General features: G+C 59.6%; 20 protein-coding genes. 13 read left to right on the forward strand and 7 right to left on the reverse strand.

Annotated features, from left to right (window positions below; genetic code table 11):
• Positions 1–2 precede the first annotated feature (2 nt).
• The 7 genes from FHT87_RS11565 to folD all read left to right on the forward strand — a co-directional run bounded on the left by FHT87_RS11565 (position 3) and on the right by folD (position 5,994).
• Entirely contained in the window at positions 3–413 is a 411-nt protein-coding gene (locus tag FHT87_RS11565) for a hypothetical protein (RefSeq protein WP_183728627.1), read from the forward strand.
• Positions 414–447: 34 nt separating this feature from the next.
• On the forward strand, positions 448–1,014 hold the full coding sequence (locus tag FHT87_RS11570; RefSeq protein ID WP_183728630.1) for a rod-binding protein: 567 nt from the start codon (positions 448–450) through the stop codon (positions 1,012–1,014).
• Positions 1,015–1,025: 11 nt separating this feature from the next.
• Positions 1,026–1,391, forward strand: a complete 366-nt coding sequence (locus FHT87_RS11575) for a hypothetical protein (RefSeq protein ID WP_007825008.1) — start codon at positions 1,026–1,028, stop codon at positions 1,389–1,391.
• The gene (locus FHT87_RS11580) at positions 1,391–1,933 is read left to right on the forward strand and encodes a hypothetical protein (RefSeq protein ID WP_183801899.1); all 543 of its coding nucleotides are present in this window, start codon (positions 1,391–1,393) and stop codon (positions 1,931–1,933) included. Before FHT87_RS11575 ends, FHT87_RS11580 begins: the two co-directional genes overlap by 1 nt.
• 288 nt (positions 1,934–2,221) lie before the next feature.
• The gene (locus FHT87_RS11585; protein WP_183801902.1) at positions 2,222–3,079 is read left to right on the forward strand and encodes a WecB/TagA/CpsF family glycosyltransferase; all 858 of its coding nucleotides are present in this window, start codon (positions 2,222–2,224) and stop codon (positions 3,077–3,079) included.
• Between the two features lie 121 nt (positions 3,080–3,200).
• Complete coding sequence (locus tag FHT87_RS11590) at positions 3,201–4,973, forward strand: succinoglycan biosynthesis protein exop (protein WP_183801905.1); 1,773 nt, start codon at positions 3,201–3,203, stop codon at positions 4,971–4,973.
• A gap of 121 nt (positions 4,974–5,094) precedes the next feature.
• A complete protein-coding gene (gene folD, locus FHT87_RS11595; protein WP_183801907.1) occupies positions 5,095–5,994 on the forward strand; it encodes a bifunctional methylenetetrahydrofolate dehydrogenase/methenyltetrahydrofolate cyclohydrolase FolD in 900 nt (299 codons plus the stop codon).
• Here the strand turns inward: folD and FHT87_RS11600 are convergent, their stop codons facing one another.
• On the reverse strand, positions 5,995–7,020 hold the full coding sequence (locus FHT87_RS11600) for a substrate-binding domain-containing protein (RefSeq protein ID WP_183801910.1): 1,026 nt from the start codon (positions 7,018–7,020) through the stop codon (positions 5,995–5,997).
• Positions 7,021–7,315: 295 nt separating this feature from the next.
• Here FHT87_RS11600 and FHT87_RS11605 point away from each other — a divergent pair, with 295 nt between their 5' ends.
• From FHT87_RS11605 to ugpC, 5 genes are all read left to right on the forward strand, one after another.
• The gene (locus FHT87_RS11605; protein WP_183728652.1) at positions 7,316–8,677 is read left to right on the forward strand and encodes an ABC transporter substrate-binding protein; all 1,362 of its coding nucleotides are present in this window, start codon (positions 7,316–7,318) and stop codon (positions 8,675–8,677) included.
• Between the two features lie 171 nt (positions 8,678–8,848).
• Positions 8,849–9,862 (forward strand): sugar ABC transporter permease, encoded by a 1,014-nt coding sequence (locus tag FHT87_RS11610; RefSeq protein ID WP_183801913.1) that lies wholly within the window; start codon positions 8,849–8,851, stop codon positions 9,860–9,862.
• A gap of 1 nt (position 9,863) precedes the next feature.
• Complete coding sequence (locus FHT87_RS11615) at positions 9,864–11,027, forward strand: carbohydrate ABC transporter permease (RefSeq protein WP_183801916.1); 1,164 nt, start codon at positions 9,864–9,866, stop codon at positions 11,025–11,027.
• 35 nt (positions 11,028–11,062) lie between these two features.
• On the forward strand, positions 11,063–12,715 hold the full coding sequence (locus FHT87_RS11620) for an alpha-glucosidase (RefSeq protein WP_183801918.1): 1,653 nt from the start codon (positions 11,063–11,065) through the stop codon (positions 12,713–12,715).
• A 21-nt stretch (positions 12,716–12,736) separates the two neighbouring features.
• Positions 12,737–13,837, forward strand: a complete 1,101-nt coding sequence (ugpC, locus tag FHT87_RS11625) for a sn-glycerol-3-phosphate ABC transporter ATP-binding protein UgpC (RefSeq protein ID WP_183728663.1) — start codon at positions 12,737–12,739, stop codon at positions 13,835–13,837.
• A gap of 515 nt (positions 13,838–14,352) precedes the next feature.
• On the opposite strand, the gene FHT87_RS11630 is transcribed toward ugpC, so the two are convergent.
• The 5 genes from FHT87_RS11630 to FHT87_RS11650 form a co-directional block, all read right to left on the reverse strand.
• Positions 14,353–15,177 (reverse strand): calcium-binding protein, encoded by an 825-nt coding sequence (locus FHT87_RS11630; protein WP_183728666.1) that lies wholly within the window; start codon positions 15,175–15,177, stop codon positions 14,353–14,355.
• A gap of 179 nt (positions 15,178–15,356) precedes the next feature.
• The gene (locus FHT87_RS31405; protein WP_183728668.1) at positions 15,357–16,196 is read right to left on the reverse strand and encodes a hypothetical protein; all 840 of its coding nucleotides are present in this window, start codon (positions 16,194–16,196) and stop codon (positions 15,357–15,359) included.
• Positions 16,197–16,312: 116 nt separating this feature from the next.
• A complete protein-coding gene (locus tag FHT87_RS11640; protein ID WP_183728671.1) occupies positions 16,313–17,662 on the reverse strand; it encodes an HlyD family type I secretion periplasmic adaptor subunit in 1,350 nt (449 codons plus the stop codon).
• 3 nt (positions 17,663–17,665) lie between these two features.
• Positions 17,666–19,411 (reverse strand): type I secretion system permease/ATPase, encoded by a 1,746-nt coding sequence (locus FHT87_RS11645; RefSeq protein WP_183728674.1) that lies wholly within the window; start codon positions 19,409–19,411, stop codon positions 17,666–17,668.
• 180 nt (positions 19,412–19,591) lie between these two features.
• Positions 19,592–19,906: a helix-turn-helix transcriptional regulator gene (locus tag FHT87_RS11650; protein ID WP_183728677.1), complete on the reverse strand. Its 315-nt coding sequence runs from the start codon at positions 19,904–19,906 to the stop codon at positions 19,592–19,594.
• A gap of 513 nt (positions 19,907–20,419) precedes the next feature.
• Here FHT87_RS11650 and FHT87_RS11655 point away from each other — a divergent pair.
• Positions 20,420–20,833: a hypothetical protein gene (locus tag FHT87_RS11655; RefSeq protein WP_183728680.1), complete on the forward strand. Its 414-nt coding sequence runs from the start codon at positions 20,420–20,422 to the stop codon at positions 20,831–20,833.
• Positions 20,834–20,909: 76 nt separating this feature from the next.
• On the opposite strand, the gene edd is transcribed toward FHT87_RS11655, so the two are convergent.
• Entirely contained in the window at positions 20,910–22,736 is a 1,827-nt protein-coding gene (gene edd, locus FHT87_RS11660; RefSeq protein ID WP_183801921.1) for a phosphogluconate dehydratase, read from the reverse strand.
• Between the last annotated feature and the right edge of the window lie 50 nt (positions 22,737–22,786).

Below are 22,786 nucleotides of genomic sequence, written 5' to 3' on the forward strand. Positions count from 1 at the left end.
CGGTGATCGAGAAGAAGCGCTCCGACAAGCTCAAGCGCCTGGTCGCGGTGCAGCGGCATCTTGAAAAGATGGCGGAGTACGATCTCGCAGAAACCAGCCGTCAGCGTGCTGAGGTCAATGCAGCCATGGATGTCGCCATTCTTGCGCTCGGTTCGCTGGACCCTATCCATCGTGCTTTTTCGCAGAGTTATGCCGACCGCTTCGGCAGGTTGAGCATCAAGGACCAGCAACTGACCGGCATGCAGCAGGTGCACGAAATGCGCCTGACGCGCGAGCGTGCCAAGGGCGACCGGCTGGAAGAAAACATGCTCGATGCCCTTCAGGCAGAGCGTCGCGAGGCGGATGACAATGCCGTTTACGACGTAATCGATCAGCAGTTCGCAACGCCAGCCTCCAGCAAGCTTCAAAAATAATAATCGCCACGATCTTACATTAGAGGATTGTAACGTGGCTATTTCACCCCCCAGCGATCTGGTGATGGACGTCGTCAAGGCGGCCGACCCCATGGAGGTTCAGGCTGCCCAGGAAAAACTGAAGGCCAACCGTGCGGCCTTTGCTGCGACAAGCCTGGCAGACAGCGGTAACGGCTTTTCTTCCGCAGTCGACATTCTCGACCACGTCAAGCAGAAGAGCGGCCTGAACAACATTCAGAATCGCACCAAGACCGAGGAAGTGCCGGAAACCTACCGGAAGTTCGAGGCTATGGTTTTGCAGAACTTCGTGAAGTCCATGCTGCCGAGCGATGCCGAGAATGTTTTCGGCAAGGGCGCGACGGGTGACATCTGGAAGGGCATGATGGCCGAGCAGCTCGGCAACGTCATGGCCAAGGGCGATGGCATCGGCATTGCCAAGCAGATGTATTCCGAGCAGCTGCGCCGCCAGGAAGGCAAGGTCGTCAATGCCTCCACGGATGAAGACGATCGCAAGACGGCCATGAGCATGATCGACGAGTTTCAGCGCAAGACCTTCGGCACTCCGACTGCCGACAATAAGTCTGCAACAAGCGACGCATAATCGAGGATAAAATGGAAATAGTTTCGAACGAATATAGGATCAAATCCGTTCTCGGGCGCCTCGAAATGATAATCGACAATGAGAATACTCGGATCGGCAGCGATCCGCAGTTCGATCTCAAGGTCTCCAATGCGCATAAGAGCCGGTGCCTGTACGAGCTCTCGATGCTTTTCCGTGACACCGATCCGGCCGAACTTGCCGCTTCACATCTTGACCAGCTTCATGGTCTGAAAAAGAAGCTGGTGCTGAACGCACGTCGTGTGGAAGCGCATCTGGAGGCGGTTCGCGCCGTTGCCGATCTTTTGAAGAATGCCGTGCAGGATGCGGATGCCGATGGCACCTATTCCCAGGAACAGTTCGTCGCGCGGGACGCCTGATGATCAAGCTCGTCCTTACAGGTGTCTGGGTCTGCGCCGTCACGCTGGCATCGGTCTATTTCTCGGTGAACATGGCGACCGCGCCGGCGCCGGCTGTAGCGGACACCAAACAGAGCGCACTTGAACTGGTGAAGGGCGAGACGATCACCGTGCCTGTCATCGGCAACGGTGCGGTCAACGGTTATTTCCTCGGCCGCATCTCCTTCATGATGCACAAGGACATGATCGCGGGCCTCAATCTGCCGATCACGGAGATGACGACCGACGAACTCTTCAGCCTGCTCGTCGGCAACAAGATGATCGATGTCTCCAACGTCAAGGCCTTCGATCCCGGTGCTTTCCGCCAGGAGATCAAGAAGGGCATGAACGAGCGTCTCGGCGGCGAATATGTTGCCGAAGTCATGCTGGAACAGCTTGACTACCTCTCGAAGGAAGATGTGAAGGAGACCTCCGGCGGCAAACCGGCGAAGGTCGGCGCGCCGGTCAAGATCGTCGAGACCGCGCCGGCTTCCGAAACGTCGGCTCAGTCCTCTGGTCACTGATCACCATCTCCAGTCATTTGAAAACGGTGCCGAAAGGCGCCGTTTTCGCGTTCTCGCCTTGGTTAACAAACCACTTATGCGAGTATGAAAATCCGCCCCTTTTTCCTAAGGGTTGTTTGAAACCGAACTGATACAAACGCGGCACAAGCTTGGGAAGATACCGCCACGGGGTTGGGGGAAGTCGTTCCAGGCAGGACGCTGCTGGTCTTTACAAGACCTCCGCTGCGGAAATGTGGGCTTATTTTCCGGGATGTCGGGCGCATGACGCACCCTCGGCAGGAGGTTGGAATGAATCTGATTGCAAACTTCGCGGTGCTCGCATCGCGGCGGACGATCTTCGATCTGCCGGTCTGCGATCTCGGCTGGGACGATGCACTGGTTTTCATCAACGAACTGGCTTCCATTCCTGTCGGGCAGACCGTGGTTTGCTTCGTCAATGCCCACAACATGCTGACGGCTCTGCGCGACGACGAATACTATCAGATCATGTCGCACAATCTCGTGCTGCCTGATGGCATCGGTCTCAATATCGCATCCCAGGTCACGCATGGTTCGCCGTTTCCCGCCAATCTGAACGGCACCGATTTCGTGCCGGCCTTCCTGACGTTTATGGAAACGCCGCGTCGTATCGGTCTCATCGGTGGCACACGGGCGGTTGTCGAGAAGGCGGCCGAGAACTTTTCCAGGCACGCGCCCTGGCACGAGTTCTTCGTGATCTCCGATGGCTTCTTCGACAAGGCCAATCCAGAAGCCGTTACCGACGAGGTGGAGCGCCGGAAGCTCGATATCCTGATCGTCGGCATGGGCACGCCGCTGCAGGAAAAATGGGTTCACCAGAATATCCGCGCCGATCACGCGCGGCTCGTTCTGACGGTCGGTGCACTTTTCGATTTCGTCTCGGGCACTGTGCCACGCGCACCGAAGACGGTGCGCATGATGCGTCTGGAATGGGCCTATCGGCTAGTTCAGGAGCCGGGGCGCCTCTGGCGCCGTTATATCCTCGGTATTCCGGTCTTCCTCTTCCGCGTGTTCCAGTATCGCTTCAGCCGGCATGCGCGGATTCTTGGTCAGCCGGATGAACGGGCGGCTGCGGCGCACACTGCAGGCGAACCGAAGAGAATCGAGCAGACGAAAAAAGCCGGCTGATTACAGATTTCTGCAGGCTCCGGTTAACCATTTCTTTGCCATGTATATTTAGAGTAGCTTAATCATCCGCGTCGGCGCGGTTGAGCGAACTCGGCCATCATGCGCGTGAGATGTGACGCCAATGCACGATTCCAGGGCGAAAAACAGTTTCCATGATCGCGCAACCACCTCGTCGCGCGGCCAGCGGCAAAGTGTCGAAAAGAGCCCTCCGCTCGGAAAAAGCCCGCCGCCGGAAATCCGCCCTTCTGAGGCCGAACTGCTGCGCGTCATAGGCCGGCTGCTCGATGAACAGCGTGCGAAAGCGCGGCTGACTGAACCGCTGGTGGACCGTATCGAAACGATCCTCGGCTCGCGTCTGCAGGCTGCAAACGATATCGCCGCTGCGCCCGCTCCTGAACCCTCTCGCCCTGCGCCGGAGCCAACGACGCAATTCGCCCGGGTTCGCGAAGTCGCTCCCGTTGAAAAAGCGTCCACTTCGACGGTTTCGCGTGAAGTTCGGCGCCCGAACTGGATCAGAAGCGCTCTCATCGTGGCTGTCCTCTCGTTCGGCGGTGCTGCCACCCCCACCCTGGCCCCATCCTCACCCGCGCTTTACACCGCAGAGGCGACACTTGCCGTGGATGCAGGCGCAGGCAACCGGACCGTCTTGGTTGGCGATACCGTCAAAAGGCTCTCATCGGTACCTGTCGTCGCCTCTGCCGTTACGGCACTGAAGCTGGACCGCGATCCGGAATTTGCCGGCAGCAGCGCCGATGCGCTTGGTGTCGCCTTGGATCTTCTCTCCGGCAATGGTGCAGCCGCCGATCCGGCATCGCGCGCAGAGGCCGCGCTGAAATCTGCCGTGGCAGTTATTCCCGACGAGCGCACCGGCACGATCCGTCTGATGGTAACGACGGGCGATGCCGACAAGTCGACGCGCATCGCCATGCGGTTGTCCGATACCGTGACCGGCGGCAGCGCCGCAGGCAAGGCGGCCGAGACGGCCACCGCCTTGAGGAAGGAAAATGATCAGGCTCAGGCAGAGCTCACGGCCTTCAGTCAGAAAAACGGCGAGGGCAACGTCAAGGTTGCGACGCAACTGCAGCGCCAGATCACCGGGCTCGATGCCGATCTGAAGAATGCCGACAATAATATTCTGGCCGCCAAGGAGCAGGCCGACAGACTGAAGGCCGCCAAGCTCGCGGACGTGCTGGACGGCTCGCTCGCTCCAGATATGATCTCGCCCGCCCTGCAGGATCTGCGTGACAGATACGCGATCGCCAAGACCGCATTGGCACAGCTCTCGGCGGACCTCGGCCCACGCCATCCGCGCTTGCTCCAACAGCAGTCCGAGGTCGATGGTCTGAAGGATAACATCGGCAAGGAGCTGGCGCGCCTCGCCCAGAACGCACATGCAGCAGCCAAGACTGCCGTCGATGCGCGCAAGCAACTCAGCGATCGCCGCAACGCGCTGATTGCCCAGAGCCGTGATACCGGCGTCGATCTCGCCAAGCTGACCGAACTGCGGGAAAAGGCGTCCGCCGCCCGCTCGCGCTTGGAAGAGGAGGTTTCCACGACAGGTGCCATCGGCGATGGCCGAGTCACGGTTCGCAAACCCGCCCTTGCGCTGCCGGCTTCCGGCGACGACGGTTTCGGTGTCCATTCGCTGATGGGTGGTCTTGCCGGTTTGGCGGTGGGCCTCGGTCTCACTTTCTTGCCGCGTCTCTTCCGCCGGCAGCCAGAACAGGCGCCGCTCCAAGTTTCCATCCAGGCTCCAATCCTTGCCCCCGTGCCCGAACTTGTGCAGGTTCCAGAGCAGGCACTGGTCACGCAGGCAGCTGACGAAGTCGATGCGCTGCGCTCGCAGATCGCCAGCTTGCGCGATCGCTTTCACGCTCACCAGACCTCGCGGTAAGCGAACGCCCCGACCGCAGATTGCTCTTGCATTTGCCGTTTTTAAACGGGATAGGGCGTTATCGGGAAATCATTCCCGCCGCGGGCGAATAGACTGGCGCGAAATTGGGCGGAGAAGACGCGTGACGACAGTAATCGACGGCAAGCAGGTTGCCGCTTCCGTAATCGAAACCGTGAAATCGGCAAATGCTGCGCTGGAAGCCGCCAAAGGCATTCAGACGGGGCTTGCCGTCATCATCGTCGGCGACGATCCGGCGAGCCACACCTATGTCAGCTCCAAGAGCCGCATGGCCAAGGAATGCGGCTTCAAGTCCGTCCAGCACACGTTGCCGGTCGAGACGAGCCAGGAGGAGCTTGCAGCCCTCGTCGCGTCGCTCAACGCCGATCCCTCGATCCACGGCATTCTCGTGCAGCTGCCGTTGCCCAAACATCTCGACAGCGAGCCGATCATCCAGTCGATCCTGCCGCAGAAGGATGTCGATGGCCTGAGCGTCGTCAATGCCGGCAAGCTTGCGACCGGCGACCTGAAGACCGGCCTCGTCTCCTGCACGCCGGCCGGCGCCATGGTGTTCGTCCGCCGCACCCACGGCGAGGACCTCTCAGGCTTGAACGCTGTCGTCATCGGTCGCTCCAACCTGTTCGGCAAGCCGATGGCGCAGCTTCTGCTCAATGCCAATGCGACGGTCACCATTGCCCATTCGCGCACGAAGGACTTGGCCGGCATCTGCCGCAACGCCGATATCTTGGTGGCGGCCGTCGGCCGTCCGGAAATGGTCAAGGCCGACTGGGTCAAGTCCGGTGCCACCGTCATCGATGTCGGCATCAACCGCATCGCCGCCCCCGAACGCGGCGAGGGCAAGACCCGCCTTGTCGGCGATGTCGCCTTTGCCGAGGTCGCCCCGGTTGCCGCCGTCATCACCCCGGTGCCGGGTGGCGTCGGCCCGATGACGATCGCCATGCTGATGGCCAATACGGTGATTGCCGCCCATCGCTCGGCAGGACTGACGCCGCCGGTATTCTGATCAGCTTTGCGGGGCCGGGCCTGTCGAGGCCCTGACGATCAGTTCCGTCTTCCAGAGTTCCTGCTCCGGGAAGGGGCCAGCCTGCTTGACCGTGCCGATGAGCCGCTGCGCGATACGCACGCCCGCAGCGCGCAGTGACGACCGGGTGGTTGTCAGCGGCACCGAGAAGTTTTCGGGCTTCAACAGCGGCAGTACGTCGTCATGGGCGATCAGCGAGATATTCTCACCAAGTTTCAGTCCGGCCTGATTGACGGCCCGGATCGCGCCGAGCGCAAGCACCGTACTTGAGCATAGGATGGCGGTCGGCCGCTCGGCAAGCTGCAGGAAGCGCTCCATGGCGATCAGCCCTTCTTCATCCGACATCACAGTATGGCTCGTGCAGTCGTCCGCTAGCTCCAGCCCGCGTTCGCCGAGCGCCGCAATGAGGCCGTTCCTGCGGCGAATGGCGAAGTCGAGATGCGCCGGCCCGTTCATCAGCGCAAAGCGCGTATGGCCAAGCTGCAGCAGAAGCCGCGCCGCCTCGTAGAAAGCCGCCTCGTTGTCGATATCGAGATAGGGATAGTCCGGCTCTGAACCGAAGGAGCGCCCATGCACCACGAAGGGCATGGAAAGCGATTTCAGCATGGCGAGCCGTGGGTCGTGGCCGCGCATATAGGCTACGAAGAGCGCATCCACATTGCCGCTGATCGCAAGGCGCCGCAGTGCTGCGACCTCATCGTCCGGGTCCGCCGGCATGATCACGAAGTGAAAGTCATGGCGCACCGCTTCCTCGCCGAGACCTGCCAGGAACTCGCCGAAATGCACGTCCGACTGATGGCCGGGCGCGGTCGGCATCACGAGGCCGATCGACCCGGCTTTGCCGGTCGCCAGCCGCTGGGCTGCCTTATTCGGTCGGTATCCTGTTTCTTTGACTGCCCGGAGCACGCGTTCCCGTGTCGCCTCGTTGACCTCGGGATAACCGTTGAGCGCGCGGCTCACGGTTGTCTGCGAAAGCCCCAGCAATTCCGATAGCTGTTTGAGATTCACCTGCTATGCTTCCTCCCGGCCTGCCCTATGGCCGTCAAATAGTGGCCGCCGCCTCCCAGTGGCTTCCAAAGCGCTTTAAAATATGTAGCATCTGCTGCGCTTGACTCAAGAAAAATCGCTCCATATTCCCCACCAAGCCTTGCTGCAACGCGATATCAGGCCTGTATTCCAGCCGTTCTCGTGAAATGGCTTGACTTCATTCCACCGAAAGTGAATGAGTTGCGTTGTCAAAGCGCTTTGAGATTTCCTTTGAATGAAATTCTGCGCTATCGGATTGTGATGGGAGGTTGATCACATGAAAAAGTCATTCTTGATGGGCGTTGCACTTGCGGCGCTTTTTGCCGGCGCTGCGTCGGCCGCGGATCTGAAGTTCCCGCCCGGCCAGGACTCCAAGTTCAACTGGAAGAGCTATGATGACTTCAAGTCTGCCCATGCCGACCTGAAGGGACAGCAGCTGACGATCTTCGGTCCCTGGCGCGGTGAAGACGAAGCCTTCTTCCAGAGCATTCTTGCCTACTTCGTCGAGGCGACCGGCGTCGACGCAAAGTATTCCTCTTCTGAAAACTACGAGCAGCAGATCGTCATCGATACACAGGCAGGCTCCCCGCCGAATATCGCCATCCTGCCGCAGCCCGGTCTGCTGGCCGATCTCGCCAGCAAAGGTTATCTGACGCCGCTCGGCGACGATACTTCCAAGTGGGTCAAGGACAACTACGGCGCCGGCGACAGCTGGGTTGGTTACGGCACCTACAAGGGCAAGGACGGCAAGGACGCCTTCTTCGCCTTCCCTTACAAGGCCGACGTGAAGTCGCTCGTCTGGTATGTTCCTGAAAACTTCGAGGAAGCAGGCTACAAGATCCCGACATCAATGGAAGAGCTGCACGCCCTGACCGACCAGATCGTCAAGGATGGCGGCGTTCCGTGGTGCATCGGCCTCGGTTCCGGCGGCGCGACCGGCTGGCCCGCAACCGACTGGGTCGAAGATATCATGCTGCGCATGCAGAAGCCTGATGTCTACGACAAGTGGACCACCAATGAAGTGAAGTTCACCGATCCGGCCGTCGTTGCTGCGATCGACGAATTCGGCAAGTTCGCCAAGAACGGGAAGTATGTCGATGGCGGTGTTGCAGCCGTTGCTTCGACCGACTTCCGCGACAGCCCGAAGGGCCTCTTCGCCGTTCCGCCGAAGTGCTACCTGCACCACCAGGCTTCGTTCATCCCGTCCTTCTTCCCTGAAGGCACGAAGCTCGGCACTGATGCAGACTTCTTCTACATGCCGACCTATGCCGCACATGCCGATCTCGGCAAGCCGGTTCTGGGCGCAGGCACGCTCGTTACCATCGCCAAGGATTCTCCGACGGCTCGCGCCTTCGTCGACTTCCTGAAGACGCCGGTTGCTCATGAGCTCTGGATGGCGCAGTCGAGCTTCCTGACCCCCTATAAGGGCGTCAACGTCGATGCTTACGCCAATGACCAGATGAAGAAGGAAGGCGAGATCCTGACCTCGGCCACCACCTTCCGCTTCGACGGTTCCGACCTGATGCCCGGCAAGATCGGCGCCGGCGCCTTCTGGACCGGCATGGTCGATTTCGTCGGCGGCAAGTCCGCTCAGGACGCCGCAGCCGAAATCCAGAGCGCCTGGGACGGCATCAAGTAATTTCCTTTAAGCTCATGCCGCCGGGCAGCCGGCGGCATTGCCGGAATGAGCGACCGGGCTCCGGAGGGGGAGCCCGGTCGTGTCGGATCCTGTGGTCAAACACACAAGCTCTATTGACGGTATCCGGCGTTAACCCTTCAAAATAAGACAGGGAAGCAGGGGAGGGACGAAATGCTGTTGCAGATAGTGTCCGCTTTGGGCGTCGTGGTCGCCGCCGTTTTTGCATGCTCGGCCTATTTCTTTTTCTCGAACAAGATCCTCGATCTCGCCTTGCCGGTGAAGGACGGAGATATCCGTCAGGCCTCGCGCAATCTGAACCGGCGCGCGATGATCCGCCCCTGGCTGTTTCTCTTCCCGGCGCTCTTCCTGCTGATCGTCTACCTCGTCTATCCTGTTGTCGCGACCTTCATTCTGTCCTTCTACGACCGGTCGGGCAACGAGTTCGTCGGCGCGACGAATTACTTGTGGGCCTTGAACGACCGCGAATTCCGCCAGTCGATCTTCAACAACATTCTCTGGCTAGCCGTCGTGCCCGCCTGCTGCACCTTCTTCGGCCTCGTCATCGCCGTGATGACCGACCGCATCTGGTGGGGCAATATCGCCAAGAGCATCGTCTTCATGCCGATGGCGATCTCCTTTGTCGGCGCTTCCGTCATCTGGAAGTTCATCTACGAATACCGCGGCGGCAACGATGTGCAGATCGGCCTCCTGAATGCCATCGTCCAGACATTCGGCGGCACGCCGGAGGTCTGGATCTCCGTTCCTTTCTGGAACAATTTCTTCCTGATGGTGATCCTGGTCTGGATCCAGACCGGCTTTGCCATGGTCATCCTCTCGGCCGCCCTGCGCGGCATCCCGGAAGAGACGATCGAGGCTGCTGTCATCGACGGCGCCAATGGCTGGCAGATCTTCTGGCGCATCATGGTGCCGCAGATCTGGGGTACGATCGCCGTCGTCTGGACGACCATCACCATCCTCGTCCTCAAGGTCTTCGACATCGTGCTCACCATGACCAACGGTCAGTGGCAGACCATGGTGCTGGCGAACCTGATGTTCAACTGGCTATTCCGCGGCGGCGGCGATTCCGGCCGAAGCGCTGTCATCGCCATCATCATCATGCTCGCCGTCACGCCGATCATGGTGTGGAACGTGCGCCGTGCCAATGCCGAACTGAGGGGACGCTGAGATGACGACAGCCACGCGCTACTTCAAGATCGGACCCGCCCGTCTTTTCGTCCACTTCTGTGTTCTCGTCATCGTCATCGTCTGGCTGGTACCCACACTCGGCATCTTCGTCAGCGCGCTGCGCGACAGGGATCAGATCACCGTTTCCGGCTGGTGGACCGCCTTTGCCGGCTCCACGCAGACTGTGGCCGCACGCCTCGGCACGCCCGACCAGCAGAAGCAGGAAGGCGATATCTTCGTTATCACAGGCAATGTGCTGGCAGACCAGCCGGGCCGCTCGGTCAAGGCCTTCGGCATACGCGTGCAACAGCCTTCGGCCTTCGAGGCCGGTCAGACCGCCGATCTCGGTGACGGCGCAAGCCTGCTCATCAACAGCGACGGCAGCTACCGTTACATGAAGAATGTCGCCTTCGCGCCCGACGAACGCCCGCGTCGCATCTATGTCGCGGCATCGGCTCCGCCGGAATTCACACTGGCGAACTATAAAACCGTTCTGACGAGCGAGGGCATCGGTCAGTCCTTCATCAATTCGCTGACGGTGACCATTCCGGCGACCATCATCCCGATCCTGATCGCCGCCTTCGCAGCCTATGCGCTGAGCTGGATGGAGTTTCCGGGCCGCGCGCTGCTGATTGCACTCGTCGTCGGCCTCATCGTCGTGCCTCTGCAGATGTCGCTCATCCCGCTGCTGCGCCTCTATAACGAGATCGGCACAGCGATCGGCCAGCCGTCGAAGACCTATCCCGGCATCTGGCTGGCACATACGGCTTTCGGCATGCCGCTCGCCATCTATCTGCTCCGGGCCTATATTGCCGGCCTGCCCAAGGAGATCATCGAATCCGCCCGCGTCGATGGCGCCAGCGACTTCGAGATCTTCACGCGCATCGTATTGCCTCTGTCCTTCCCCGCGCTCGCCTCCTTCGCGATCTTCCAGTTCCTGTGGGTGTGGAACGACCTGCTCGTCGCCATGGTCTTCCTCGGCACCGACAAGGATCACCTCGTGCTGACGGGAGCGCTGAATGCGCTGCTCGGCTCACGCGGCGGCAACTGGGAAATCCTGACGGCGTCAGCCTTCGTCACCATCATCATACCGCTGCTCGTCTTCTTCGGGCTGCAGCGCTATCTGGTGCGCGGCCTGCTGGCGGGATCGGTCAAGGGAGGCTGATCCATCCCAAGACGTAATTTCAAACAGGATATTCCATGAGCGTGGCTTCCCAATCCATTCTGACCGCCGACAAGGACTGGTGGCGCGGCGCGGTGATCTATCAGATCTATCCGCGCTCCTACCAGGATTCGAACGGTGACGGCATCGGCGACCTCAAGGGCATCACCGCCCGCCTGCCGCATGTGGCAAGCCTCGGGGCTGACGCGATCTGGATTTCGCCCTTCTTTACCTCGCCGATGCGGGACTTCGGTTACGACGTTTCGGACTACGAAAACGTCGATGCGATCTTCGGCACGCTTGTCGATTTCGACACGCTGATTGCTGAAGCCCATCGCCTGAGTATCCGCGTGATGATCGACCTTGTCATCTCGCACTCGTCCGACCAGCATCCATGGTTTGTCGAAAGCCGCTCGAGCAAGACCAATGCCAAGGCCGATTGGTATGTCTGGACCGACGCCAAGCCGGATGGCACGCCGCCGAACAACTGGCTGTCGATCTTCGGCGGCTCCGCATGGGCGTGGGATCCAACGCGCATGCAGTATTACATGCACAACTTCCTGACCTCGCAGCCGGACATGAACTTGCACAATCCGGAAGTGCAGGACCGACTGCTCGATGTCGTCCGGTTCTGGCTGAAGCGTGGCGTCGATGGCTTCCGCCTCGATACGATCAACTTCTATTTTCACGACAAGCTCTTGCGCGACAATCCGGCGCTCGCTCCGGAACGCCGCAATGCGTCGACGGCTCCGGCCGTGAACCCCTATAACTTCCAGGAGCACCTCTACGACAAGAACCGCCCGGAAAACCTCGAATTCCTGAAGCGTTTCCGCGCGGTTCTCGAGGAGTTTCCGGCAATCGCTGCGGTCGGCGAAGTTGGTGACAGTCAGCGGGGTCTCGAAATCGTCGGCGAATATACGTCCGGCAACGACAAGATGCATATGTGCTACGCCTTTGAATTCCTGGCGCCCGATCCGCTCACGCCGGAGCGCGTTGAGGAAGTCATGAAGGATTTTGGTGCGGCGGCTCCCGATGGTTGGGCCTGCTGGGCCTTCTCGAATCATGACGTCATGCGCCATGTCAGCCGCTGGGGCTCGCTGGTTGCCGATCACGATGCCTTCGCCAAGCTCTATGCGTCGCTGCTGATGACGCTGCGCGGTTCGGTCTGCCTCTATCAGGGCGAAGAGCTTGCCCTCACCGAAGCCGATCTCGCCTATCAGGACCTGCAGGATCCCTACGGCATCCAGTTCTGGCCCGAATTCAAGGGCCGTGACGGTTGCCGCACACCAATGGTCTGGGACAGCCAGGTTGCCCAGGGCGGCTTTTCGACGGTGAAACCCTGGCTGCCGGTGCCGGTCGAACACATATTGCGCGCCGTCAGTGTGCAGCAGGGCGACGAGAATTCCGTGCTCGAACACTACCGCCGCTTCATCGCCTTCCGCAAGCTGTACCCGGCTTTCGCCAAGGGCGAGATCGAGTTCGAGGATCCGCAGGATGACGCACTGATCTTCACGCGCGAATACGGCAATGAGACGCTGCTCTGCATCTTCAACATGGGACCGGCAGAAGCCAGTGTCACCCTGCCTGCGGGCGAATGGCAGGCTTTGACGGGCCACGGCTTTAACAGCAACAATTACGGCGACAGGATCGATATTCCGGCTTGGGGGGCGTATTTCGCCCGCCTCGCTTAAGGATCAGGAGGGGAGAGGAAAATGACTGGACTGACGCTTAAGGATATCCGCAAATCCTATGGCTCCGTGGACGTGCTCCACGGCATCGACCTGGAAATCAACCAGGGCGAATTCATCGTTTTCGTCGGCCCCTCCGGCTGCGGCAAGTCGACGCTTCTGCGGATGATCGCCGGCCTGGAAAACATCACCGGCGGCGAGATGTATATCGACGGCATGCTGGTCAACGACGTGCCGCCCTCCAAGCGCGGCATCGCCATGGTGTTCCAATCCTATGCGCTCTATCCGCACATGACGGTCTTCGACAACATGGCCTTCGGCATGAAAATCGCGGGCGAAAGCAAGCAGGAGATCGACCGCCGCGTGCGGGCAGCAGCAGACAGCCTGCAACTGACAAAATATCTCGACCGCCTGCCCAAGGCACTCTCCGGCGGCCAGCGGCAGCGCGTGGCGATCGGCCGAGCCATCTGCCGCAACCCGAAGGTCTTCCTTTTCGACGAGCCGCTCTCGAACCTCGATGCGGCACTGCGCGTTGCGACCCGCATCGAGATCGCGCGGCTCAACGAGCAGATGGCCGACACGACGATGATCTATGTCACACACGACCAGGTCGAGGCGATGACGCTCGCGGACCGCATCGTCGTTCTCTCGGCCGGCAATATTGAGCAGGTCGGCGCGCCGCTGGAGCTTTATGAGCGCCCGGCGAACCTTTTCGTTGCCAAGTTCATCGGCTCTCCAGCCATGAACGTCATCCCCGCAACGATCACCGACGCCGGTGAGAACACGACGGTGACGCTGACTGGCGGAAAGTCTGTGACGCTCGATATTGCCACAGCGGCTTCCGAGAAGGGCAAGCAGGCAAGCTTCGGCGTTCGCCCGGAGGATTTGCGCGTCGCGGATCCCAACGAGGATTACCTATTTGAAGGTGAAGTCTCGATCGTCGAGGCGCTCGGCGAAGTGACGCTTCTCTATATCGAAGGTCTTGTTCAAGGGGAGCCGATCATCGTCAAGCTGCCCGGCATCTATGACGTGAAGAGGGGCCAGAAGATGCATTTCGTCGCCGACAGGCAAAAGCTGCACCTCTTCGACGCGGCGGGTCACACCTATAGAGCTTTTCCTGGTTAGATTGCGGCATTCTGCCGGAGCATGGTTTCGTCAGGGCAAAGGCTGATCGAAAAGGGCATACCTCAAGGTAGGTCCGAGCCGATAGCCTTTAATCCTGGCGGAAAGATGCTTGGCCCACCGGCCGCACCACTTCGCATGGCGAAGCGACATGTGCGTCCGGCGTTTCAAAGTCTTGCAGATTTGCTGCGCAAACCTGCGGGAGGGTTGACTGAAGCGGGCCGCCTGATCAACCGTCGGCTTGGCCATAGATCTAGGCTACAACGCACGCCGGCTGAAGGCGGATAGATCGGGTTCGTCACCTGCGTTCGAGATGAGTGAGATCCTTATAGGCGAGGAGAGGGCTTGGGTCGCATTTCCCGATCACCGGCGTGGTTCGCGCCGGGCCTTTCCAGTGGGGAGTTACTTATTCCGAACCTTGTTCCACCATATCGTTGAACTATAGGAAAGCCATACCGGCTTTAGGGATGTTGCGCCGCTTCTTTTGCGGCGCATCACCTTGTCAGCGAACTTCTTCGTCAAATTTTTCCGTATGATGACACTAAGCTGGGCGCCGTTTCGGCAGGCTTGACCTCCACGGTGCTGCCATCGGCAAAGGACAGTGTCAGCGCACTGCCCAGGAAGAAATCGACCGAGATCCCATCGTTCTCGTTGCCGTCGAATGAGATCGTTGCCTTGTTGTCGCTGATCGTCACCTTGGTGTTTGCCGCAGTGAAGCCTTCGCCCAGTTCGAGGGTCGACGACGATCGCAGAAGAGTAATGGAGTCTTGTCCATCTCCGATTGCAAATTTGACAGTAGAGCCAAGATTTGCCTGATTGCCGCCAATCGTGATTTTGTCGTTACCGGCTCCGGCAACTATCGTGTTTCCAATCCCGGCGGAGATCGTATCGTCGCCGGCACCGCCGTTCACGGTGTTGCTGATCCCGATAAAGAGCGTGTCATCGCCGTCGCCGCCATCGACCGTGCTACCGGAGCCGACAGAAATCCTATCATTGCCTGCTCCGCCGTTGATATTCATGAGAAAGCTGCCGCTGATATCGTCGTCGCCGGCGCCAGCATTCACCGAGCTGTTCGGCCCGGCCCGTATAACGTCGTCCTTGTCGGTGCCGGTAATGTTCGAGAACACACCGCCGACGATGAACCGTCCGCCATTCTGAAGCAGAATGCTGGTGATCTGGTCTTCGGCCTGCTTTAGCGGATCGGGACGCACGTCAGAAATGGATGATAGAATCTGGCTGGCGGCTGACTGCTTTGTAGCTGCCGCTGCCGACTTGGCGGAACCCTTAAGCAGGGCTAGCGCCGTTGAATTGCCGGAAGCCGTGGAAGATAAAACGGAAACCATGATGTCCTCTCTGTTGAGCACCCCCTCATGAGGCGGCGTTGGAGATCGTCATCATGACGAACGTGAGTCATTAAGTATCGTCAGAATGCAACGGCAACATTAATATAATATTGATATGCAATCGCCGCGCGAATAAAAGTCGCCGCCAAAACCTTATTGGCGGCGACCTCTCCATCACTTCAAGCCCACAGGAAATCCGTACCGTCGATTGCGGTTGGGGCTACACCATTCAGCAGCGCGAAGGTGGATGCAGCGCCTGTGGCGACGAATTCAAGCAACGCTGATCCATTGTAGTTGTACAGGTTGATCCCTGCTATGGACGTTCCGACGCCGATCTTGTCTACCCCATCCACATAGTCATAGATGATATCGGTGCCTTCGCCGACCTGGAACCAGAACTCGTCCGTGCCGTTTCCACCATGCAGGTCATCATTCCCGATGCCGCCGTAAAGTTTGTCATTCCCGTCGTCGCCGGAAAGGTAGTCATCGCCGCCATTGCCCCTCAACGTATCGTTGCCGGCGTCGCCGAACACCGTTTCAGCGAGCCCTCCGCCGATGTAGGTTTCATTGCCGATCGTGCCCTGCATCTGGGTGATGTTGGTCATCGAAACGACGGACGAGAAATCAACCGTGCCCTGGAAGAAGACATAGCCGGGACCGCCGCTGGTATTGTCGAGCGCCTCGATGCTGCTGAGCGAATTGACCATGATCGCCGTCCAGGAATAGCCGGACGTCGGCAAGATACGGATCGTGTCATAGCCGTCCCCCCCGAAGAAGTTGTCCCAACCGTTGTTGAGGCCGCCTGCGGGGCTGAGGTCCATATCGCTGCCGGAACCTCCGATCTCAAAGATATCATCGCCGAGCTCACCATAGAGGTTATCGTTCCCGCGCCCGCCATTGATATAGTCGCCGCCGTCGCCGCCGAAAACCGTGTCGTTGCCGTTATAGGCATAGATCAGGTCCGGGCTGCTCGTTCCCGAAAGTGAATTCGCACTATTTGTGCCGGTTATATATGCCATTCTTTCTTACTCCTTGAAGTTTGGGATGGGCATCGACAGCCCTGCTCATCGTTGCGAAGAGATATTTCCTCGCTCGGATATTTTGGGGCTATCCCACTGCCGGGACAGCCGATTGGCTAATCGTGGCGGAAGACGCGAGCGGCATGATCGCGAATTGGCTTGATGAGATACGACACCACGGTACGATCGTCGGTCCGGACAAAGGCTTCTACGGGCATGCCCGGTATGAGCCTCAAGTCATGAAGGAGGCTCAGTTCTGATGCCGGAATGGAAATAGCCGCCCGGTAGAAGCTGACGCCCGTCCTGTCATCGGTCTCTAGGTCCGCCGCAACCCGCAGGACGGAACCTCTCAGATCAGGTGTCGTGTTCCTGTTGAACGCCGTGAATTTGAGGGTTGCGGGCTGGCCCGGTGCGACCTGGTCGATGTCCTGAGGGGGGATTCTGGCCTCAACTGTAAGCAGGCTTTCGCGCGGAACGATCTCCATCAGCGTCTCGGCCGGAGTAACGACGCCACCGATGGTATGAACCGAGAGTTGATGGACGGTGCCTGCGATCGGCGCCTTTACATCGATATGCTTGAGCTGGTCGAGCGCAGCCACTTCTTGCCCGATCAACTCGGATTCTTTGCTTTCGATGTCCCGCAACTCGGTTGCCACGTCCGCCCGCATGGTTTGATCGACCTGAAGCAACTGCAACTCGATTTCAGCGATACGGCCCTTCGTCGCTGCGATTGATGCGATGAGCTGGCCGCGCTCGCCCTCAAGCCGCGTGGCATCGCGTTCGAGGCTGTTGACCCGGTTCATCGAGGTGAGGCCCATGTCAAAGAGTCGGCGTTGACCCTCCAGCTCCTTGCCAATGAGCGCGATCTCTCGTGTTTTGGCTTGCTGCTGCATATCCAGCCCGGAGATCTGCTCCCGGAGTTGTGCGGTCTGTTCGCGCAATCTCGCCTTCTGCCCGTCACGTGCCGCGGCGCGGTCCTGAAACACTCTCCGTTCCGTCGCCATTGCGGCTTCGGCCTGTTCGGGCGAAAGCCGCTGATGCAACTCCAGCGGGGTCTCCACATGCCAAACTCCGTCAAGTTCGGACTTGAGACGGGCCTTGCGCGCATAAAGCTGATTCAGGCTGGCGGAGACGGCCGCAAGGTTGGAGCGCGTGACCGTGGCGTCGAGGCGAACGACAACTTCGCCGGCCTCGACGACTTGCCCTTCCCGTACCAGTAGTTCGGCGACAGTGCCCCCAACCTGATGCTGAACCTTCTTCACGTTGCCTTCAACGACGAGACGCCCCGAGGCGATTACGGCGCCGGAAAGTTCCGTCGTCGCCGCCCAGCCACCGAGCCCACCGCATAGGAGGCCGACCGTGGCGAGGCCGGCGACCAGATGCCGACGCAGCGACCGCGAGAGGGAATGAACATCGTCTGGTTTCGGGCGGTGGGAGATGGTACCGAGCCGCGTAACGCCACGCATATCTTATGCCCCCTCGCCATCAATGAGCGTCAAGGCCGGGCCGGGGGCTGAACGCAGCGGCTTTGGTTGACGTTGCTGGATCGATTTGAGAATCGCATCACGAGGTCCGAAACCCTTTGCGACGCCGTTTTCCATGACGAGCAGAAGGTCAACGAGCGCGAGAATATTGCTTCGATGAGCGACGATCAGCACGATCCCGCCGCGGGCGCGGACGCCTGCTATGGCCTTGGCAAGGGCAATATCGCCTTCTCCGTCAAGGTTAGAATTCGGCTCGTCCAGCACGACCAGGAAAGGGTCGCGATAGAGAGCGCGAGCGAGCGCAATTCTCTGGCGCTGGCCGCCCGACAGATTGAGACCGCCATCGCCGACCTCTGTCTCATAACCGTTCGGAAGTCTGACAATCATGTCATGGACACCGGCGGCCTGAGCTGCTGCGACAATCGCAGCGTGGTCCGGCTCAGGTTCCAGGCGCGCAATATTGTCCGCGATGGTACCGGGAAGGAGATTGGAGCTTTGAGGCATATAGCCAATATGCCTGCCACGTTCGTCATCCGGCCATTGATCAAGGCTTGCGCCATCCAGACGGACGGCTCCCCGTGCCAAGGGCCAAACGCCTGTGATCGCCCGTGCCAACGTCGATTTTCCGGAAGCGCTCGGTCCGATGATACCGACAACCGTTCCTTGATCAGCGCGAAACGTCACGCTCTGCACGGTCATGCGGCGGTCGCCGGGCGGCGACGTGAAAACCGCATCAACCGTGAGCGACGACGACGGAGGAGGAAGCGTGGTCCGTGATTGCTCCTGGGGAAACAAGAGCATCGCCTCTTTCAGCCGAAGCCAAGCCTGCCGTGCGGCCAAGAGGCCTTTCCAGTTGCCGATGACTTGTTCGATCGGCGATAGCGCGCGGGAGACGATAATCGAGGCAGCGACGATTGATCCAGCCGACATGTCTCCCTGGATCACCAGATAAGCGCCGAGCGCCAGCGACCCTGATTGAACAATGTAACGTACAGTTTTCGACATCCCCGAAAACAGACCGGCGATATCGCCTATCTGACGCTGGATAGTCGTGTAATGTCGGTGTGCCTCATCCCATCGCGTCGCGGCCCGGCTCGTCATTCCCATTGCGGCCATTGCCTCCGCATTGGCGTGCGAGGCTTCGCCAAAGCGGTTACGCCGCGCGACGGCTGTCGCGGCCTGTCTCGTCAACGAGCGGGTTCGCCAATCTGTCAGAACGGTCAGCCCTGTCAGAACGATCATGGCGCCAGCGGCAAGCCATCCGATCGTTGGATGTAACAAGAAGCAGACGGAGAGGTACACGGGGATCCAGGGGAGATCGAAAAGGGCGGCAAGGCCGGGACCGGCCATAAAAGCCCGTATCTGGTCGGCTTCCTGGGCAGGTCTCAACGCATCGCCGCCATTGCGTAGACGCAATGGCGATCCTGCAACGATGGCAAATACGCGCTGCGTGAGCTTCGCATCCAGCGTCCCGGCGATGCGATTCATCGCGCGGCCGCGGATGATGTCGAGAAGACCTGAAAAAACATAAAGACCGCCGGCAAGTAGCATCAAGGCGATCAGGGTGGGGATGCTACCGCTCGGGATGGCGCGGTCGTAAACCTCCAGCATGAAAAGCGGAGCTGTGAAGCCGAGAATATTGATGATTCCCGAAAAGACCGCTGCGCCGGCAATAGGCCATGAAAGGATTCCGAGAGCTCCGCCGGGAACTTCGCGATCGTGAATTGGCATGCCCGTCCCCGAAATTCTCATTCCTCTTTGAGGTAGAATTAAATCTTTAGGCGAATCTTTCTGGCATGCAATCTATGAGGAGTCATGTATTTTCGAGGTTAATTGTATGATTTTATACGCTAAGTGAGATTTTCTCAAAAATGGGTTTCTCCGAAATTTGGGATTTCATTCTTCCGTTCATCAAATCACAGGACTTATTTCGTCGAGGATCGTGCCAACAGAAAACGATAAATTCAGTAGAAGTAGAAAGCTGGCGTGTATCATTCCGCTTCTGAGAGCTTTGGCGGCAGCCTCAACTCTTGACTGAGCGCGTAAGCGCTGACGTGCGCGGGTGAGATGCATGCGTACGGTATGTATCGAAAGGCCCAGCCTCCTTGCGATCTCCGCATCCTTGAGTCCATTCAAGTAGAGTTGGAGGCATCGCCGCTCCTGACGGCTGAGTTGTTCGCCGCCAGTTGCGGGCTTTTTATCGTGAAGAGTTTGCAGTCCAGTCATGAATTTTCTCCTGCGCTACGGATGAGATGCTTTATTTGGACTACCGGAGATAGCATGCGCAATGCAACTTATGAATGACTATTATTCACGATCGTATCGTTAAACGGGCTTTCCGCCGGCGAAGGTGTAAAAGCTGAGCGCACGGGCGGAGGCAGTCGGTTGCGCCTCCCTGACGGCCGTCATGCCGAGGCACTGGCTGTCTTACCATCGGTCTTGGTCATGGCGCCTTTCCCTCCGGGGAATAGGTGACGTTGAACATCACCAGTCTGCCATGGCCGCCCTCTTTAGGAAATTTGCAGAACCTTCAGCACTCTACCCCCGCCAGCCGTTCGAACATCCGATTCCGTTTTGACCCAATAGAATGCTGCAAGCTAGCCAAGACAGAATCTAAGAAATGACCATCCATTTTTGGTGGAATCCTTCTTCCTGAGGCTGTGGAGAGGGAGGATTCTCACTTTCTGTTAAACATGCGGTGCTAGCCTTTTCCCAATCAAGACTGAGGGGACTAAGGCCATGGCCGCATCGAATCCAACACCTCCGAAATCGCACTTCCTGGCGAAGGAAGAATCTTTCATGTACGACCGCGAATCGCGGTTCAAGATGGAAGACACGATGAACGCGGCGCGCATCGAATATACGGAAAAGGGCGTCATGCACGCCGCCTCGCGCCGCTGCGATATCGTCCGTATATCCATGAGCAGCGCGATCCTCGCGATCCTCACGCAGTATACGCTGCCGAAGCAGTTCTATCTGGATATTCCGGACGCCCGCATTACCAAGGTGGGTTGCCTGCTGATGAAGACCTTCCCGAACAACACGATCGAAGTTCGCTTCCTGCGCCTGCTGACGCAGAAGGAGCTGAACAAGATCTTCGTCTACAGCACGCACCCGGCTCACAAGGATTATGTCCTCGATATCCGCGCGTAACAGTCTCGCGTCTCGCTGGATATGAAAAACCCGCGGTTCCGGCCGCGGGTTTTTCTTTTGCATCGATGAGGGGATGTCAGTGGGCGTGGAAGAGCACGCTGGCACCCTGGTCGGACGGGCCGACCGCATGGCGGAACGGCGCGAAGAGCTCGCGGCCCATGCCGAATTCATTGTCCGAGAGATCGATGGTCACAGGTTCGCGTTCGGCCATATCGGCGGCATCGACCAGAACTTCAAGCGTACCCCTGATGGCGTCGAGACGGATGATATCGCCGTCTTTGATACGCGCGATCGGCCCGCCATCGACGGCTTCCGGCGTGACATGGATCGCCGCCGGCACTTTGCCGGATGCGCCGGACATACGCCCGTCGGTGAGCAATGCCACGCGGAAACCGCGGTCCTGCAGTACGCCGAGTGGTGGGGTCAGCTTGTGCAATTCCGGCATGCCGTTGGCCTTCGGTCCCTGGAAGCGCACGACGGCAACGAAGTCACGATTCAGCTTGCCTTCCTTGAAGGCGTCCTGCAGCTCCTGCTGGCTGTGGAAGATAACAGCCGGTGCTTCGATGATGTGGCGCTCGGCCTTGACCGCGGAGATCTTGATGACCGCCTTGCCGAGGTTGCCGCGCAGCATCTTCAAGCCGCCATTTGCCTGGAAGGGCGCCTCGATGCTGGCGAGCACCTTCGGATCGTGGCTCTTCTCCGGCGAAGGCTGACGCACGACCGCGCCGTTTTCGCCGAGCTGTGCATCGACCGTATAGGCTTCGAGACCCTGGCCGAAGACGGTGCGCACGTCGTCATGCACGAGTCCCTGCTTCAACAGTTCCTTGATGAGGAAGCCCATGCCGCCGGCCGCCTGGAAGTGGTTCACGTCTGCAAGACCGTTCGGATAGACACGGGCGAGCAGCGGGATCAGTTCCGAAAGCTCGGCAATGTCCTGCCAGGTCAGCACGATGCCGCCGGCGCGCGCCATGGCGACGAGGTGCATCGTGTGGTTCGTCGATCCGCCGGTCGCATGCAGGCCGACAACGCCGTTGACAACAGAGCGTTCGTCGATCATCTCGCCGGCCGGTGTGAATTCGTTGCCGAGCGCGGTAATGGCGAGCGCCCGCTTGGCTGCCTCGCGCGTCAGCGCTTCGCGCAGCGGCGTGCCGGGATTGACGAAGGAGGAGCCCGGCATATGGAAGCCCATGATCTCCATCAGCATCTGGTTGGAATTGGCCGTGCCGTAGAAAGTGCAGGTGCCGGGGCCGTGATAGGACTTGGATTCGGCTTCCAGCAGCTCGGCGCGGCCGACCTTGCCCTCGGCAAAGAGCTGGCGCACGCGTGACTTCTCGTCGTTCGGCAGGCCCGAGGTCATCGGGCCGGCCGGAATGAAGATCGCCGGCAGGTGGCCGAAGGAAAGCGCAGCAATGACGAGGCCGGGCACGATCTTGTCGCAGACGCCGAGGAAGAGGGCGGCATCGAACATGTTGTGCGACAGGCCCACACCGGCCGCCATGGCAATCAGGTCGCGCGAAAACAGTGACAGCTCCATGCCGGGCTGGCCCTGGGTGACACCGTCGCACATGGCCGGCACACCGCCGGCAACCTGGGCGATACCGCCGGCCTGCGCCGCCGCCTCGCGGATAACAGCCGGATAGGTCTCGAACGGCTGATGAGCCGAGAGCATATCGTTATAGGCGGTGATGATGCCGAGATTGGGCACGCGGTCGCCCGCAAGTGCATCCTTCTCGGCGGGGGAACAGACGGCGAAGCCGTGGGCGAGATTGGCGCAGCCGAGAACCGAACGGTTGACGCCTTGAGAGGCGGCAGCGCGCAGGCGCTCCAGATAGCGCTCGCGGGTCGGCTTCGAGCGTTCGACAATGCGATTCGTAATCGCAGCAATGCGTGCGTGAGCGGACATGGAAAATCCCTGCCTTGTTCTGGTTCGTCTGTATCTGTTCGCCGGCTCCG

Source organism: Rhizobium sp. BK316 (genome assembly GCF_014193695.1).
In the GTDB taxonomy this organism is placed as follows: Bacteria; Pseudomonadota; Alphaproteobacteria; order Rhizobiales; family Rhizobiaceae; genus Rhizobium.

What these genes read in the sequence shown, in the direction of transcription:
- FHT87_RS11575 (WP_007825008.1), top strand. Translation starts at nt 1,026, where the DNA reads ATGGAAATAGTTTCGAACGAATATAGGATCAAATCCGTTCTCGGGCGC.
- FHT87_RS11580 (WP_183801899.1), top strand. Translation starts at nt 1,391, where the DNA reads ATGATCAAGCTCGTCCTTACAGGTGTCTGGGTCTGCGCCGTCACGCTG.
- FHT87_RS11585 (WP_183801902.1), top strand. Translation starts at nt 2,222, where the DNA reads ATGAATCTGATTGCAAACTTCGCGGTGCTCGCATCGCGGCGGACGATC.
- FHT87_RS11590 (WP_183801905.1), top strand. Translation starts at nt 3,201, where the DNA reads ATGCACGATTCCAGGGCGAAAAACAGTTTCCATGATCGCGCAACCACC.
- FHT87_RS11605 (WP_183728652.1), top strand. Translation starts at nt 7,316, where the DNA reads ATGAAAAAGTCATTCTTGATGGGCGTTGCACTTGCGGCGCTTTTTGCC.
- FHT87_RS11610 (WP_183801913.1), top strand. Translation starts at nt 8,849, where the DNA reads ATGCTGTTGCAGATAGTGTCCGCTTTGGGCGTCGTGGTCGCCGCCGTT.
- FHT87_RS11615 (WP_183801916.1), top strand. Translation starts at nt 9,864, where the DNA reads ATGACGACAGCCACGCGCTACTTCAAGATCGGACCCGCCCGTCTTTTC.
- FHT87_RS11620 (WP_183801918.1), top strand. Translation starts at nt 11,063, where the DNA reads ATGAGCGTGGCTTCCCAATCCATTCTGACCGCCGACAAGGACTGGTGG.
- ugpC (WP_183728663.1), top strand. Translation starts at nt 12,737, where the DNA reads ATGACTGGACTGACGCTTAAGGATATCCGCAAATCCTATGGCTCCGTG.
- FHT87_RS11630 (WP_183728666.1), bottom strand. Translation starts at nt 15,177, where the DNA reads ATGGTTTCCGTTTTATCTTCCACGGCTTCCGGCAATTCAACGGCGCTA.
- FHT87_RS31405 (WP_183728668.1), bottom strand. Translation starts at nt 16,196, where the DNA reads ATGGCATATATAACCGGCACAAATAGTGCGAATTCACTTTCGGGAACG.
- FHT87_RS11640 (WP_183728671.1), bottom strand. Translation starts at nt 17,662, where the DNA reads ATGCGTGGCGTTACGCGGCTCGGTACCATCTCCCACCGCCCGAAACCA.
- FHT87_RS11645 (WP_183728674.1), bottom strand. Translation starts at nt 19,411, where the DNA reads ATGCCAATTCACGATCGCGAAGTTCCCGGCGGAGCTCTCGGAATCCTT.
- FHT87_RS11650 (WP_183728677.1), bottom strand. Translation starts at nt 19,906, where the DNA reads ATGACTGGACTGCAAACTCTTCACGATAAAAAGCCCGCAACTGGCGGC.
- FHT87_RS11655 (WP_183728680.1), top strand. Translation starts at nt 20,420, where the DNA reads ATGGCCGCATCGAATCCAACACCTCCGAAATCGCACTTCCTGGCGAAG.
- edd (WP_183801921.1), bottom strand. Translation starts at nt 22,736, where the DNA reads ATGTCCGCTCACGCACGCATTGCTGCGATTACGAATCGCATTGTCGAA.